Source organism: Viridibacillus sp. FSL E2-0187 (assembly GCF_038006425.1).
In the GTDB taxonomy this organism is placed as follows: domain Bacteria; phylum Bacillota; class Bacilli; order Bacillales_A; family Planococcaceae; genus Viridibacillus; species Viridibacillus arvi.
In genome coordinates this window covers 3839327-3855129 of sequence record NZ_JBBOVG010000001.1, presented here as the reverse complement: position 1 = coordinate 3855129, position 15803 = coordinate 3839327, and the positions used below count along the sequence as shown (strand labels likewise).

Annotated in this window: 14 protein-coding genes and 1 riboswitch; of the genes, 11 read left to right on the top strand and 3 right to left on the bottom strand. The window is 35.2% G+C overall.

Annotated features, from left to right (window positions below; genetic code table 11):
- Positions 1-13 precede the first annotated feature (13 nt).
- On the bottom strand, positions 14-1189 hold the full coding sequence (locus tag MHH85_RS18665; RefSeq protein WP_340708050.1) for an acyl-CoA dehydrogenase family protein: 1176 nt from the start codon (positions 1187-1189) through the stop codon (positions 14-16).
- A 112-nt stretch (positions 1190-1301) separates the two neighbouring features.
- A riboswitch (SAM riboswitch) is annotated at positions 1302-1404 on the bottom strand.
- Positions 1405-1737: 333 nt separating this feature from the next.
- Here MHH85_RS18665 and MHH85_RS18660 point away from each other — a divergent pair.
- Genes MHH85_RS18660 through MHH85_RS18645 form a run of 4 tightly spaced genes read left to right on the top strand, consistent with a single transcriptional unit; the run spans position 1738 to position 5224 of the window.
- Entirely contained in the window at positions 1738-2922 is a 1185-nt protein-coding gene (locus tag MHH85_RS18660; protein ID WP_340708049.1) for a betaine/proline/choline family ABC transporter ATP-binding protein, read from the top strand.
- A gap of 30 nt (positions 2923-2952) precedes the next feature.
- The gene (locus MHH85_RS18655; protein ID WP_038180651.1) at positions 2953-3588 is read left to right on the top strand and encodes an ABC transporter permease; all 636 of its coding nucleotides are present in this window, start codon (positions 2953-2955) and stop codon (positions 3586-3588) included.
- 15 nt (positions 3589-3603) lie between these two features.
- On the top strand, positions 3604-4536 hold the full coding sequence (locus tag MHH85_RS18650; RefSeq protein ID WP_340708048.1) for an osmoprotectant ABC transporter substrate-binding protein: 933 nt from the start codon (positions 3604-3606) through the stop codon (positions 4534-4536).
- Positions 4529-5224 (top strand): ABC transporter permease, encoded by a 696-nt coding sequence (locus MHH85_RS18645; protein ID WP_193738097.1) that lies wholly within the window; start codon positions 4529-4531, stop codon positions 5222-5224. Before MHH85_RS18650 ends, MHH85_RS18645 begins: the two co-directional genes overlap by 8 nt.
- A 46-nt stretch (positions 5225-5270) precedes the next feature.
- On the opposite strand, the gene MHH85_RS18640 is transcribed toward MHH85_RS18645, so the two are convergent.
- Together MHH85_RS18640 and MHH85_RS18635 are read right to left on the bottom strand one after the other, a co-directional pair.
- A complete protein-coding gene (locus tag MHH85_RS18640; RefSeq protein WP_340708047.1) occupies positions 5271-5999 on the bottom strand; it encodes a hypothetical protein in 729 nt (242 codons plus the stop codon).
- The gene (locus MHH85_RS18635) at positions 5992-7329 is read right to left on the bottom strand and encodes an AAA family ATPase (RefSeq protein ID WP_340708046.1); all 1338 of its coding nucleotides are present in this window, start codon (positions 7327-7329) and stop codon (positions 5992-5994) included. The genes MHH85_RS18640 and MHH85_RS18635 overlap by 8 nt, the downstream gene beginning before the upstream one ends.
- A 439-nt stretch (positions 7330-7768) precedes the next feature.
- Here MHH85_RS18635 and MHH85_RS18630 point away from each other — a divergent pair, with 439 nt between their 5' ends.
- The 7 genes from MHH85_RS18630 to MHH85_RS18600 all read left to right on the top strand — a co-directional run bounded on the left by MHH85_RS18630 (position 7769) and on the right by MHH85_RS18600 (position 15793).
- Positions 7769-8788 (top strand): zinc-binding alcohol dehydrogenase family protein, encoded by a 1020-nt coding sequence (locus MHH85_RS18630; protein ID WP_340708045.1) that lies wholly within the window; start codon positions 7769-7771, stop codon positions 8786-8788.
- Positions 8789-8812: 24 nt separating this feature from the next.
- A complete protein-coding gene (uxuA, locus tag MHH85_RS18625) occupies positions 8813-9889 on the top strand; it encodes a mannonate dehydratase (protein WP_193738100.1) in 1077 nt (358 codons plus the stop codon).
- Entirely contained in the window at positions 9886-10722 is an 837-nt protein-coding gene (locus MHH85_RS18620; RefSeq protein WP_340708044.1) for an SDR family oxidoreductase, read from the top strand. Before uxuA ends, MHH85_RS18620 begins: the two co-directional genes overlap by 4 nt.
- Positions 10723-10787: 65 nt before the next feature.
- Positions 10788-12038 carry an MFS transporter gene (locus MHH85_RS18615; RefSeq protein WP_340708043.1) on the top strand — a complete coding sequence of 417 codons (1251 nt, stop codon included), beginning with the start codon at positions 10788-10790 and terminating at the stop codon, positions 12036-12038.
- Positions 12039-12180: 142 nt separating this feature from the next.
- Positions 12181-13182: a substrate-binding domain-containing protein gene (locus MHH85_RS18610; RefSeq protein WP_340708042.1), complete on the top strand. Its 1002-nt coding sequence runs from the start codon at positions 12181-12183 to the stop codon at positions 13180-13182.
- A gap of 26 nt (positions 13183-13208) precedes the next feature.
- Positions 13209-14159 (top strand): sugar kinase, encoded by a 951-nt coding sequence (locus MHH85_RS18605; RefSeq protein ID WP_340708041.1) that lies wholly within the window; start codon positions 13209-13211, stop codon positions 14157-14159.
- Between the two features lie 131 nt (positions 14160-14290).
- Positions 14291-15793, top strand: coding sequence for a UxaA family hydrolase (locus MHH85_RS18600; RefSeq protein WP_340708040.1), 1503 nt, complete (start codon positions 14291-14293; stop codon positions 15791-15793).
- Positions 15794-15803: the final 10 nt, after the last annotated feature.

Below are 15803 nucleotides of genomic sequence, written 5' to 3'. Positions count from 1 at the left end.
TAATTTTTCATTATTAATTCACAATCGAATTCTTTTTCTTTTGTTCTTCAATAGCTGTTAATGCTAATTTTTTTATAGTCATATCATCCATTGGAGGATTGTGTAGACCCGCGCGTACATTGCGGTAATACCTTTGCAATGGATTAGAGTTTTGTAAACTTTTTGCGCCTACTACTCGCATTGCTTTATCAACGATATCAATGGCTGCATTAGTCACTGTATGTTTGGCAACAGCGATTTCATTGCTCAAAGAATCTCTTCGTTTTGGGTCGTCATAAGCTTCAGCTGTTCCATATAAGACAAATCTAGATTGCTGAAGTTTTAATTCAATTTCACCTAATAGATTCTGCACATTTGGTAATGAACTGATCGGTGCATCTAAACTATTTGGTTGATGGTGATTTGCAAAGTGAACGGCATAATCACGAGCTGCTTGTGCTATGCCTAAATAAGTTGCAGGAATATGCAATAACCAGCCGTTGATTTTACCCCCGCTTGGATGATTTGGTAATTCGACTAAATCCGAGTCACTTACTTTAACGTTTTGTAATATTAAGTCGTGACTTGATGTGCCACGCATCGACATTACATCCCACGTTTCTTCAATAGATACTCCTGCTGTATCTTTATGAATTAAAAAGAATCCAACTTGTTGTTTTTCCTCAATCCAAGCAGAAGTTAAAAAATAATCTAAAACAGGGGAAGCTGTTGTGAAAATTTTACGTCCAGTTATAAGCCACTCATTATTTGAGCGAACGGCGTTTGTTCCAGGACGTCCACCGCGAGTAGGGCTTCCAGTACGCGCCTCACTTACAGAACGATTTACAATAGCACCATTTTGTACTTCATTTGCAAAGAAATTAAGCTTGTCATCTGTCCACAATTTCTGCTCATACAATTCTCCAACAACACCTAAAGTCCAGCCCATAGAAAGGGAAGTATTTTCATCGTAACTAGCAAGTGTTTCTTGCAAGAGGACCATATCGTAAACTGAAAATCCTCCGCCACCGAATTCTGTTGGTAAAGTGATTGCTGGATAGCCAATTTCTCGGAGTAGGCTAAAACTCTCTTTTGGAAAAATCGATAATTCATCTACTATTGCAGCGCCCTCAGTGATTTTATCTTTTAGTAACGCTAATTTATCTAACCATTGACGTTGTAGTTCTGTTTTTATAAATATCTCTTTCACAAAAAATCCCCTCATATCCCTCTAAAATTATAATTCTTATAGAATTACTATGCATTAAAGTTATAAAAAATCCCTCATTAATAAAAGAGGGAGCTTAAAAGTTGAGTATGCACCCTTATCTGTCAAGATTTCTCTTGCTGGAAGTAGCACCATTCTGTTATACAGTGGTTGCTGAAGCTTCATCGGACCAGTCCCTTAGCTTCTCAAGATAAGTAATTTTCTAATGTTTCAATTATCTTACTTTTTCTAAAGATGAAAGTCAATATGAAAAACAAAGTATTTTTGTAGGGATTAAAAGTTTTAGAAAAGAACCTAAGATTAGAGATGGAATTTATGGTGAATAAATGAAGTGTTTTAATTATCAATGATCAGCAGAGGGCAAGGAATCAATGCATTTATCGTATTGAAGCTAGCACATACATATAACTTGCAATTGCAACGATTTATACAATAAAGTAAATATTTTCAATATTTTAGTTTTTTGAGGTTTAATGTCTACCGATAGGGGGTAAAAGAACTTAGGTTATAAAATTTGAGGGGGAATACTTATGCTAAAGATAGAGAATTTATCGAAAGTATATAGGGGTGGAAAGAAAGCCGTTGATGATATGAATATTGAAATAGAACGCGGTGAATTTGTCGCCTTTATCGGTACTAGTGGAAGTGGGAAAACGACTGCCATGCGTATGATTAATAGAATGATAGAACCAACCAAAGGCACCATTTATTTAGAAGGGGAAGATTTAGCGAAAAAGAACCCCGTAGCACTTCGTAGGAGTATTGGATATGTTATTCAACAAATCGGTCTTATGCCACATATGACCATTCGTGAAAATATTACGCTTGTACCTAAATTGTTGAAATGGACAAAAGACAAGAAAGATCAAACAGCAGAACGCCTCATTGAACTTGTAAATTTACCTCAAAGCTATCTCGATCTATATCCCGCGCAATTATCTGGTGGTCAGCAGCAGCGTATCGGCGTGCTCCGGGCATTAGCCGCAGACCAAGACATTATCTTAATGGACGAACCATTCGGCGCATTAGACCCTATTACTCGTGATACGTTACAAGACTTGATGAAAGATTTACAGCAACGTCTTGGTAAAACTGTTATTTTCGTCACGCACGATATGGATGAAGCGATTAAATTGGCAGATCGCATTTGTATAATGCATAGTGGCCAAGTTATCCAATTTGATACTCCTGACAATATCCTATCTAACCCTGCTAACGAATTTGTTCGTGAATTTATTGGCTCTCACCGTTTAATGCAAGAAAAGCCAAGTGCAAAAATTGTTGATGATGTAATGATTAAACCAATTTCTATTACGTTAGAAAAAAGTATTAATGATGCTTTTCGTTTGATGGTAACAAAGCGTGTCGACACATTATTTGTTGTTGATGGACAAAATCATTTGAAAGGTTATATCGATGTAGAGGGATTAACTAAAGCACGACATACCACTTCTAGCATTTCTGAAGCAGTAGAAAAAGACGTCTTTTATGTTCGTAATGGTACAAAATTACAAGATTCAGTACGACGTATTTTAAAGCGGAATTTAAAACACATTCCTGTTGTAGATGAAGAGCATCGTTTAATTGGACTTGTTACTCGTGCGAATATTGTGGATATGGTATATGACACTATTTGGGGTGATGAGGAAATAAATGAGGATGCAAATGATATTAATCTAGAGCAAAAAAGTGTATCTAATAAACAACTTAACTAAATACTAACTAAATAGAAAGGACGTGAGTAGATGATTGATTTTATAACACAAAACGGCGGAGATATTGTACAAAAAACATGGGAACATTTTTATATATCTGCCATAGCTTTAATTTTAGGCATTGTCGTTGCAGTTCCATTGGGTATTTTATTATCAAAACTACAGAGAACCGCTAAAATCGTTTTAGGCATTACAAGTGTTCTGCAAACACTACCATCATTAGCTATTTTAGCAATTATGATTCCATTCTTAGGAGTCGGGAAAATCCCTGCAATTATTGCTCTATTTATCTACACACTATTACCTATTTTAAATAATACGTATATTGGTATGAATTCTGTTAATTCAGGTCTGAAATCAGCCGGAATTAGTATGGGAATGACAAAAATTCAATCCATCGGGATGGTCGAGCTGCCATTAGCTATCCCTGTCATTATGTCGGGGATTAGATTATCAGCAGTCTATGCCATCTCGTGGGCAACTTTAGCATCTTACATAGGAGCAGGAGGCTTAGGTGATTTTATTTTTAATGGACTGAACCTTTATCAACCCGAATTTATTATTGGCGGCGCTGTGTTAGTAACTATTTTGGCCTTAATTACTGACTTTATATTATCTAAAGTAGAAAAGTGGGCTACACCAAGAGGTTTAAAAATTGAACGATAGGAGGGGAACATGCTTATGAAATATAAACAAATAATTACGATTAGCTTGATTATGACAGTGTTATTTTTATCTGCTTGTTCGCTGACTGGTTCAAGTGATGATAATGATGTGAAAATTGCTTCAATGACAACAACAGAAAGTAAGATCATGGCTAATATGCTGAAATTAATGATTGAACATGAAACGGATGAAAAGGTAGAACTGATTAATAACCTAGGATCAAGTGTCGTCCTGCATCAAGCAATGATTAATGGCGATGCAAATATTTCTTCAACACGTTATACAGGAACAGACCTTACTGGGGCTTTAAAAGAAGATCCTGTTAAAGACCCGAAAAAAGCGATGGATAATGTACAAAAAATATTCCAAGAGCGCTACGACCAAACCTTCTTCGACACATATGGTTTTGCAAATACTTATGCATTTATGGTCACGCGTGAAATGGCTGAAAAACATCATTTGAAAAAAGTGAGTGACTTAAAAGATATCGCAAAAGATTTACAGGCAGGCGTCGACAACTCATGGGTCAATCGTGTCGGGGATGGCTATAAAGACTTTGTGAAAAAGTATGGCTTTGATTTTAAAGACGTATACCCTATGCAGATTGGGCTTGTCTACGATGCTGTAGAAGCAGGCAAAATGGATGTGATTCTTGGCTATACAACAGATGGTCGCATTGCAAGTTATGATCTTGTTGTATTAGAGGATGACCGACAATTTTTCCCACCGTATGATGCAAGTACTCTTGCAGTAAATGAATTATTAGAAGCAAAACCAAAAGTAAAAGCAGCGATTGAAAAACTAATAGGTAAAATTTCAACAGAGCAAATGCAAAAGCTTAACTATGAAGCTGATAACAATCTAGTTGAACCAGCTATTGTAGCCGAAAAATTCTTAGAAGAACATAATTATTTTGAGGATGAAGAAGGAGGGAAAAAGGATGACTGATTTAAATACATTCCAACAATTCTTTTACTACTTCTCTGAAAATGGTTCTTATGTATTTGAGCAATTTATAACACATTTTCTTATCTCGATTTATGGTGTAATCTTAGCAGCCATCGTCGGTATTCCACTGGGCATACTTATTTCGAAATACGCTAAATTATCAGGGTTCATCATTACGATAGCGAATATAATACAGACTATACCGGCGCTTGCATTGCTGGCGATTCTTATGCTAGGCATGGGGCTTGGAAAAACGACAGTAATTATTACTGTATTCTTATATTCACTACTTCCGATTATTAAAAACACATATACAGGCATTAATAATATTAACAAAGACCTTACTGATTCCGGTAGAGGAATGGGTATGACACGCATACAAGTGCTGTATATGATTGAGTTGCCACTCTCACTCTCTGTAATTATTGCAGGAATTCGTATAGCCCTTGTTGTTGCAATCGGTATTACAGCAATCGGTGCTTTCATTGGGGCAGGTGGACTCGGGGATATTATTATCCGTGGTACAAATGCTACAGATGGTACAGCGATTATTCTAGCAGGCGCTATTCCAACAGCGCTTATGGCTGTTATAACAGATTTGATACTTGGTTTCATAGAGCGTAAATTGGACCCAGTAAAACGTCAAAAAAATTTAACGACACCAACAGTACAAAGCTTGAATGAGTAATGTAAAAGCCTTGAAACCAAAATTATTTGGTTTCAAGGCTTTTTTGTTACTCGTTAATCATTTTCATATAATCAAACATTAGAGATACATTCGTAAATCTTTCTAAAGAGGCAAGGTCAGCGGATATGCTTTGCCAACTTTCCATATATTTTTCTTCTAATGTCATACTAGTTGAAATGGGTAAAAAATTAGAAAGAAATTCTTCTATTGGCTTTTGTTCATTTTCTAAAAACTCCTCAACCTCACGTACTTTATAACGTGTTTCCGGATTGGCTTCGTTAAATAAAATATGTTCAAGTGCTCTAGAAAAATAATAAATTTGATAATTTACTTTGCCAGATAAAATTGAATTGAGCGTTCGCATAGTATGAATGTTTTTGCTTTTTAATTTGTTTCTTTCAATAATTTTGTTTTGTTGACTACTATTGGGAACACTTATGTTTTTAGCGTTATAGAGTGTTAATCTATCTTGGTTTTCATCAATAATTACGGCGGATTCATCGATGAAGCAGCCGTCTGTATCGGCTATTTGGATAATTGCCAATAAATCTTTAGGTCCTAATTTCATTTTGTTAATATAGCTTTTAACTCGATCTCCAATTAGGTTTTTTATATTGGAGCTCTTTTGATTTAAATCCCCCATAATATCCCCTTTGATAATATCGAATCTAATTTCATTATTATTAAATAATGTGCGTATTCGATCGTATAGTAAAGCTTCTTCACAGGCACCTTCTACTAGTAACAAGACAACTTTTTTCGCTTTATTACTCATTAATAATAGCCGCTTTTCTAAATGCTCGTTTCATATCATAAGCATTCGTTTCCTTGTAAATTGCTTCATCTTGACCACCTAACTGAATTGCACGCAAATAGACATCTCTAGGATTATTAAGCTTTTTGACACCCTTTAATTGCATATAGCGATTCTCTTCATTCGTAGTAGTGAACCATAAATTATGGATTGGTAGTACTTCAAGTATACGTAAATTATGAGAAGTGAATATCAATTGTCCCGCTCCATTCTCATGGATAATTTCAAGTAGTTCCCCTAATAAGTACTCAAATACACCAGCATCTAACTCATCAATAATAACGCATGCATTGGGATTGTTATAAACAGCGATGAGTGTGCTTAAGATAGAAATTATCTTCAATGTACCCTCGGATTCACATTTCAAAGGTAGCTCAATGTCGCCTTTTCGGGATAGAAACTCAACGAGCACACCATCAGATCCGTCATTCAATTTTTGGGTATGAAGAACATGAATTTTAATCTGTAAACCAGGAATAAGCATTTTAAGGACAATGTTTGTTTGTTCTATTAGTTCTTTCATTGCATTGAACATGTCTTTTGGTAGTAAAGTAGTATCTTCTAATTTGGAAGGAATCACACCACGTTTATTTTCGAGATGTATATTAAAAGGCATCGTAATATTAGAGATTAAGTTTCCAAATTGCGTGTTATCAATAATATGCAAATCTCTTTTGAAGTCCAAAATTATATTTTGAATGAGTGCCATTTCCACTTCATCTAAATAATTGGGAAGAATATTTCTAACTTCTTTTCTGAAAATGAAAGAAGAATGATTTTCTTTAGAAAGATGGTTTGCTACTAATACTTTAACTCGATCATTTTGGTTTAAAGAGGTGAGATTGGTAGTGCGGATAGTAACTTCCTCTCCGTTTTTTGAAAGTATATTTTTAAAGCGTTTACCCCGCTTATTTTCTCGGTAACTTAAGCTTTCTGCCATTACATTTAATCTTTGTTCACCAACTACGAGTGAAACAGCGTATTTTAAGAAGTACTCGCCAAATTTATTTTTGATGATGAATTGAAAGTTTAGTTGTAAAGATGATTCACCGTAGTATATATGTAGGTGATGAACATGGGGAAGTTTTTTATGTATCCCACCATCTAAAAGTGCCGATAAAATTTGGAATGCTTGTACAACAGCAGTCTTACCTGAACCATTTTGACCATAGAATCCAATGACATTAGCTTCTTCTAATTTGTTAAAGTTTGTATCGATATGAAATGTTCCGTATTTGACGTTTTTTAGGTTGTTTAATGTGACATCTAGAACTTTAATAATCGGTTTCATGTACTTCCTCCTAAAAACGAACTGTTTATATTATTTAGATAAAGGAAGGAAAATATACTAAATTTAATAATAAACTCGAAGTTGTTAGGCATTATTCACGACACTTACTTCACTAGTATTCTCTCTATTTATTTACACTACTGCTAAATTCATCTTATTAAAAACAGTGGAAATATAAATAATTGTCCAAATTAATAATTGATTTTGAAAAATTTATCCTTTATAATTTCACTAAACCGATTTAGTAACTATATTTCATTAATACTAAACCGATTTATTATCTATAAATACCTAAATTAGCTACATAGAACGACGAAATTCTACAAAGTAATAAATTGATTGATATAAGTAATGTGAATTTTAATTTGAATTTATGAATTTACATCTAAATTAGAAAAACTACTTAGAATTATTAGATTTTAAAGAAGGGGTGTTGAAAATGAAAGCGCTTCAAGTATTAGGGCCATATGAATTAGTGATGCAAGATATGGTAAAACCACAAGTAAAAGAAGGTACAGATGTACTTGTAAAAGTTAAGCGTGTTGGGATATGCGGGTCAGATATGCATATTTATCATGGGACAAATCCACTTGCTACATTACCAAGAGTTGTTGGTCATGAGGTAACAGGGGAAGTAGTAGAGATTGGTTCCGAAGTGACGAATTTAAAAGTAGGAGACCATGTCGTTGTAGAACCAATTAGTTACTGTGGAAAATGTTATGCGTGTCGTAAAGGTCAACCTAATGTATGTGAGCAATTGTCTGTTTTCGGTGTTCATGAAGATGGCGGTATGCGTGAGTGGATCGTACTGCCGGAGAAGCAACTTCATGCAGTAGATTCTGCATTACCATGGGAAGAAGTAGTGTTAGCAGAACCATATACAATTGGTGCGCAAGCGGTTTGGAGAGGCGGAGTAGAAAAAGGAGATACCGTTTTAATCCAAGGTGCCGGTCCAATTGGAATTTGTATTTTGAAACTAGCGAAAATTCAAGGGGCAAAAGTTTTTATTACCGATTTAAGTGAAGAACGACTTGCCTATGCAAAGCAATTAGGAGCAGATGAAATCATACAAGTAGGTTCAGAAGATGTGAAAGAACGTGTGATGGAAATAACAGACGGTGAAGGAGCAAATATTGTGATTGATGCAGTATGTTTACCTTCAACTTTCGAATTGTCATTTGAAGTAGTGTCTGCAGCAGGTAACATTGTCGTGTTAGGATTTGACGAGCGTCCAGCGGCTATTTCACAATTACCAATTACAAAAAAACAAATTACAGTGACTGGATCACGTTTACAAACCTACCAGTTCCCTAAAATCGTTCAATTATTGAATGAAGGAAAGTTACGTCATGATGGTTTAATTACACATACATTTACAGTCGATCAAGTCCAAGAGGCTTTTGATTTTATCGAGAAACACCCAGATCAAGTTAGAAAAGCGATTATTACATTTGATTAATATTAAAAATGTCGGAGGTGCTTTATGAATATTACATTTAGATGGTATGGACGAGGAAATGACACAGTTACTTTAGAACATGTAAAGCAAATCCCAGGTGTACAGGGAATAGTTTGGGCATTACATCAAAAACCGGTTGGTGAAGTTTGGGAGAAAGAAGAGATTCAGAGTGAAGTAGATTATATTCAAAGCTTTGGATTCCATACTGATGTAGTGGAAAGTGTGAATGTCCATGAATCGATTAAATTGGGTAATGCTGAACGTGATCAGTACATCGAAAATTATAAGCAAACAATACGTAATCTTGCAGCAGTAGGAGTTAATACAATCTGTTATAATTTCATGCCGATTTTCGACTGGACACGTACAGAAATGTTCCATCCTTTGGAAGATGGTTCAACAGCATTATTCTTCGAAAAAGCTAAAGTGGAAAATTTAGATCCAAAAGAACTTATTAACACTGTAGCTGCAGCGTCAGATTTAACACTTCCAGGTTGGGAACCAGAAAAAATGGCGAAGATTTCTGAACTATTCGAAGCATATAAAGAAATCGACGAACAACGTTTATGGGAGAACCTAGAGTATTTCCTTAAAGCCATTCTACCAGTAGCTGAAGAGTGCGACGTGAAAATGGCAATTCACCCGGATGATCCACCATATTCAATCTTTGGATTACCACGTATTATCACAGGTGACCAAAGCTATGAAAAATTAATCAAAATTTCTGATTCACCTTCAAATGCATTTACATTCTGCTCGGGTTCTATGGGAGCTAGTCCTGAAAATGATATGGTGAAAATTGCAGAAAAATATGCATACCGTTCTCCATTTGCGCATATTCGCAACGTGAAAATCTATGACAATGGTGACTTTGTTGAAACATCCCACTATACACAAGATGGTTCAATCGATGTCAAAGGTATTGTAAACGTATTGCATAAACAAAATTATGCAGGTTATGTAAGACCAGACCACGGGCGTCATATTTGGGGAGAAAAATGTAGACCGGGTTACGGTTTATATGATCGTGCATTAGGAATTATGTATTTACTTGGCCTTTGGGATGCTTACAAAACAGCTGAGGAAGGTAATACGAAATGATACCAATTCACGAAAATCTAACTGATAGAGTTGCTGTAATTACTGGAGGGAGCGGTGTTTTATGCTCCCGTATGGCAATTGAGCTTGCTCGCCACGGAATGAAAATAGCTATCTTGAATAGAACAGCTGCAAAGGGACAAGTCATTGTTGATGAAATAGTATCAGCAGGTGGGACGGCTATTTCAGTTGTAACAGATGTCCTGAGTCGCGGTGAGTTAGTACAAGCGAAAGAACAAGTTTTGAAGCAATTTGGTCGTATCGATTTATTAATTAACGGTGCTGGCGGAAATGATGATGATGCTATAACATCGACTGAAATTTATGAAGAAGAAGCAGAGGGGAAAAGTTTCTTTGATTTAAAAGAAGAAGGATTTTATAAAGTTTTTTCTAGCAATTTCACAGGAAGCTTTTTGGCTAGTCAAGTATTTGGGGAAGTACTTTTAAAAAGTGAATCACCTTCAATTATTAATATTTCGTCTATGAGCGCTTACTCTCCAATGACTAAAGTACCAGCGTATAGTGCTGCAAAAGCGTCTATTAATAATTTTACTCAATGGTTGGCTGTTCATTTTGCTGAAGCGGGGTTACGTGTAAATGCAATTGCCCCAGGTTTTTTCTTAACAAAACAAAATCATAATTTATTGATCAACGAAGAGGGTGGCTATACACCACGTTCTAAAAAAATATTAACCGCGACTCCGATGAAACGTTTCGGTCAGCCAGAAGATTTACTTGGCACATTATTATGGCTTTCTGATGAAGCTTATTCAGGCTTCGTAACAGGAATAACAGTACCTGTAGATGGCGGTTTTATTGCTTACTCAGGAGTGTAAGAGAAATGTGAATTTTGTACGATTTTACTAAATCGGTTTATTAAAATGACAATTGGGGTGATTTTATGTTTTCACAAGGCAGAGGCGTTGTAATAGCATTTTTATTTTTAGCTGGTGTGATTAACTATCTTGACCGTTCTGCACTATCAATTGCAGCACCGTTCATTAAAGATGATTTATCGTTAACAGCAACGCAAATGGGGATTATTTTTAGTAGTTTCTCTGTTGGTTATGCGCTATTCAACTTTTTCGGAGGTATGGCTTCAGATAAATTCGGCGCAAAAATGACGCTTTTTGTAGCGATGATTGTTTGGTCATTATTTAGTGGAGCGTTAGTTTTGGCAGTTGGATTTGTTAGTATGATTGTTATTCGTGTGTTATTTGGTATGGGAGAAGGGCCGTTATCAGCCACCATAAATAAGATGGTCAATAACTGGTTCCCGCCGAATCAACGTGCGTCAGTTGTAGGATTAACCAATAGTGGTACGCCACTTGGTGGGGCAATTTCAGGACCGATCGTTGGTTATATTGCTATAGCATATGGTTGGAGAATTTCATTTATCGCAATTATGATTATTGGTTTAATCTGGGCTGCATTCTGGTGGAAATTTGTGAAAGAAAAGCCTGGAAAAGCTGCTGACAATGATCAAAAAGAAGATATGGGTTTAATAAAAGAAAGTAAATTAAAATTCACCTTCTATATTAAGCAAAAAACCGTTTTATTTACTGCTTTTGCATTTTTCGCTTATAACTATATTTTATTCTTCTTCTTAACATGGTTCCCTAGTTATTTAGTAAGTGCACGAGGATTGAGTGTTAAGGATATGAGTATTATTACAGTTATTCCTTGGGTATTAGGTTTTATTGGTCTTGCAATGGGCGGTTTTGTTTCAGACTTTATTTATAAAAAGTTTTTACAAAAAGGTGTTTTGTTCTCTCGTAAATTAATACTTGTATCATGTCTATTCCTTTCAGCATTATGTATTGGATTTGCGGGTTTAGTAACAACAACTGTAAGTGCAGTTGCTTTAGTAGCAGCATCTGTCTTCTTCTTGTACTTAACTGGTGCAATTTACTGGGCAATTATTAATGATGTAGTAGATCAAAGTAATGTAGGTTCAGTAGGAGGTTTCATGCATTTCTTAGCAAATACTGCAGGGATTATTGGACCAACTTTAACAGGTTATCTTGTAGATACTACAGGAACATATACTGCAGCATTTTTATTAGCAGGGGGCTTAGCAATAGTTGCTTCGCTATCGGTAATTCGTTTCGTCAAACCTATTATTAAGCCAAATGAAGAGACATTAGCTTAAGTAGATTAAAATATCTTCATGCATAGGGAATTATTTTTCATTTCCGGTCTTCAATAAATTGTAAAAATTGTACTGGAAGTGATAATACCCTATAATTTTAATAAATAACTAAACCGATTTATTAAAAATGGAGAGATGACAAATGGAACGAGTGACAATGGCTGATGTAGCCAACAAAGCAAATGTTTCGAAAAGTACGGTATCGCAGTATATTAATAACCGTTTTGAATATATGAGTTTGGAAACTAAGAAGAGAATTGAATGTGCTATAGAAGAGTTGAATTATCAACCAAACATTATTGCACGTAGTTTAAAACAAAAAAAGACATATACAATCGGTGTTATTGTCGCGAATATCTTGCACACATTTTCAACACAAGTTATTCGAGCAATTGAAGATGAATGCCAGCGCAAAAATGTAAATGTCATAGTTTGTAATGCAGATGATCAACCTTCTAAAGAAAGAAAGTATATAGAAACACTAAGAGCAAAACAGGTGGATGGATTAATAATTTTCCCGACAGGCGGTAATTTAGACTTATATAAAAAGTTAGAGAAAAGTGGGTATCCTCTCGTTTTTGTTGATAGAACTGTAGAAAACACTGACATAACTTCAGTGTTATTAGACAACGAGAAAGCCTCATCTCTTGCTGTTGATCATTTAGTGGGAAAAGGTTATCGAAATATCGCATTTTTAACAACCTCTATTGAGATGAATATTACCCCTCGTATAGAGCGGATGGACGGATTTAAAAAAGCATTACAAAAACACAACTTACCGCTATTAGAACAGTTTTACGCAGGTGAGGAGATTCATAAAATGCAGGAAAAAATGCATTTTATGTTTTCACAAGACAAAGTACCTGATGCAATTATTTGTGGGAATGACCTGACATTACTTGAAGTTTTAAAGTTTTGTCGAAAAAAGGCGTTAACAATTCCTACAGATGTTGCTTTGGTCAGTATAGATGAAGTTAGCTTCTCAGAAATATATAATCCTCCAATCACAGTTGTAACACAGCCATCTTATGAAATTGGCACATATGCTGCAAAGCAGTTATTACAAAAAACAGATGAACATGAAAAAATAGAAGAAATTATTATCCGTTTTGAACCAAAATTAGTAGTACGTTCTTCAACGTAAAAACAAAAAGAATGGGAGCGAATATATTGGATGTTCTAACAATAGGTGACGCACTCATCACGATGAATCCTATGTCTAATGGCCCTTTAAGATTTGTAAATTCCTTTGAAAGAAAAGTTGGAGGAGCAGAGCTTAATGTAGCTATCGGCTGTTCAAGATTAGGATTGAAAACAGGCTGGATTAGTCGTTTAGGACAGGATGAATTCGGCAGGCATATTTATTCATTTGCTCGAGGAGAAGGTATTGATGTTGAGCATGTGAAGCTAGTGGAAGGTTATCCAACGTCAGTGTATTTTAAAGAAATTTTAAATGGCAATCGTATCAACTCATATTACTATAGAGGGAATTCTCCTACAGAAACATTTGAAACTACTGATATAGATGAGGAATACGTAAAGCAATTCAAAGTTATTCACATAAGCGGCGTATTTTCAGCCATTCATAAAAATAACCGAGAAATTATTTTAGCATTATTAAAAATAGCTAAAAAAAATAATGTTTATGTTACTCTTGATCCTAATATTCGCCTGAAATTATGGAGCGCTGAAGAAGCGCGCAATACATTATGTTCTTATTTACCATATGTAGACATGATAATGATGGGCGAAGAAGAAGCAGAAATATTATTTTCAACAAGTAAAATGGATGAACTAACTCAACTTTTAGAAGAAACTTATAGCATCAAGAATTATGTTTTAAAGCGTGGATCTAAAGGTGCAGTTGGTTACGAAGACGACCAAATCACTTCATCACCAGCCTTAGAAAATTTAGAAATTGTCGACGAAATTGGTGCAGGAGATGCCTTTGCATCTGGTTATATTTACGGCATTATTAACGGTTGGACGATGGAGAAACGTTTAAGCTTTGCAAACTCTGTGGCAGCATTCGTATTAACAGTACCAGGAGATAATGAAGGTTTACCTTATATGGAGGATCTAGAAAAATTCCTAGGTTTAAAGAAAGATATACAAAGATAGTATAGACGCAAATCGAATAGGACAAAAAAATGCATGTAATATTTTTCATTAACTTAATTGTATATTGAAATAATACATGCATCTTTTATTTTAGTGGACTATTTAATCTTTCAAGAAGGGATCGTTACTAAGTGGAATCTCAAAAAACTACGCAAATCAATATAGCTGATAATGTTACCATTGCTTTGGAAGATTTAGAAAAGGGCTATGTAATTCGATTACAAGACAAGGAAATCGCTTTGAATGAAGATATAAAACGTGGACATAAAATCGCCATTCAACCAATTCAAAAAGGAAGCAATATTATAAAGTATGGCTATTCAATTGGCAGCGCAACAGTAGATATTGCTATCGGAGATTTTGTCCATAGTCATAATTTAAAAACCAATCTAGCAGGCGAATTGAGCTATACATACGAAGGGGAAAAAGTATTAGCACAAAAAGCAGAAGTCACTTCAGTTCCAACATTTAAAGGCTACCGTAGGGAAGATGGAAATGTTGGAATTCGAAATGAGATTTGGATTATCAACACTGTAGGCTGTATTAATAAAGTAGCTGAAAATCTTGCTAGATTATGTAATAACAGCTTAAAAGCAGCTAACTTTGATGGTGTTTATCACTTTGCACATCCATATGGTTGCTCTCAACTTGGTGATGATTTGAAATATACGCAGAAAATTCTTGCAGATTTAATCCACCATCCAAATGCAGGCGGCATCGTTGTACTTGGTCTTGGTTGTGAAAACAATTACATCGATTTATTCAAAGATGCTGTTGGAGATTACAATCCAAAACGAGTGAAATTTCTTAGCGTGCAACAAGTAGATGATGAAATGGAAAGTGGCATGGAATTAGTAGAAGAGGTATTTGAGTACGTTTCAACATTCCATCGTGAAGAAGTGCCTGTTTCAGAGCTGAAAATAGGGTTGAAATGTGGGGGTAGCGATGGGTTATCAGGCATTACTGCAAATCCACTTTTAGGTTCTTTTTCAGATAAATTGATCCAGTTTGGTGGCTCAACGCTCCTTACAGAAGTACCAGAAATGTTTGGTGCTGAAACGATTTTAATGGATCGTGCAAAAGATCAATCAACATTCGATGATATCGTCAATTTAATCAATGATTTTAAACACTATTTTATAAAATATGACCAACCTGTTTATGAAAACCCATCCCCTGGCAACAAAGAAGGCGGTATTACAACGTTAGAAGAAAAATCATTAGGTTGTGTTCAAAAGGGTGGTTTTGCCACAGTTCAAGATGTATTAGAATACGGTGATTTACTTCAATCTAAAGGATTATCCTTATTGCAAGGACCAGGAAATGATCTAGTTTCTGTAACTGCATTAGGTGCGAGTGGGTGTCAAATTGTTCTTTTTACAACAGGACGTGGTACACCATTTGGCGGTCCAACTCCAACAGTTAAAATTTCAACAAATACACCGCTTTTCAATCGCAAAAAGAATTGGATAGATTTTAATGCTGGAAAACTAGTTGAAAATACTGAAATGGAACAGCTCACAAATGAATTCTTCGATTACATTATTCAAGTAGCATCAGGAGAAGTGCATACAAAAAATGAATTACATGGCTTTAAAGAAATTGCGATCTTCAAAGATGGAGTAACAATGTAAGGAGGAGCAA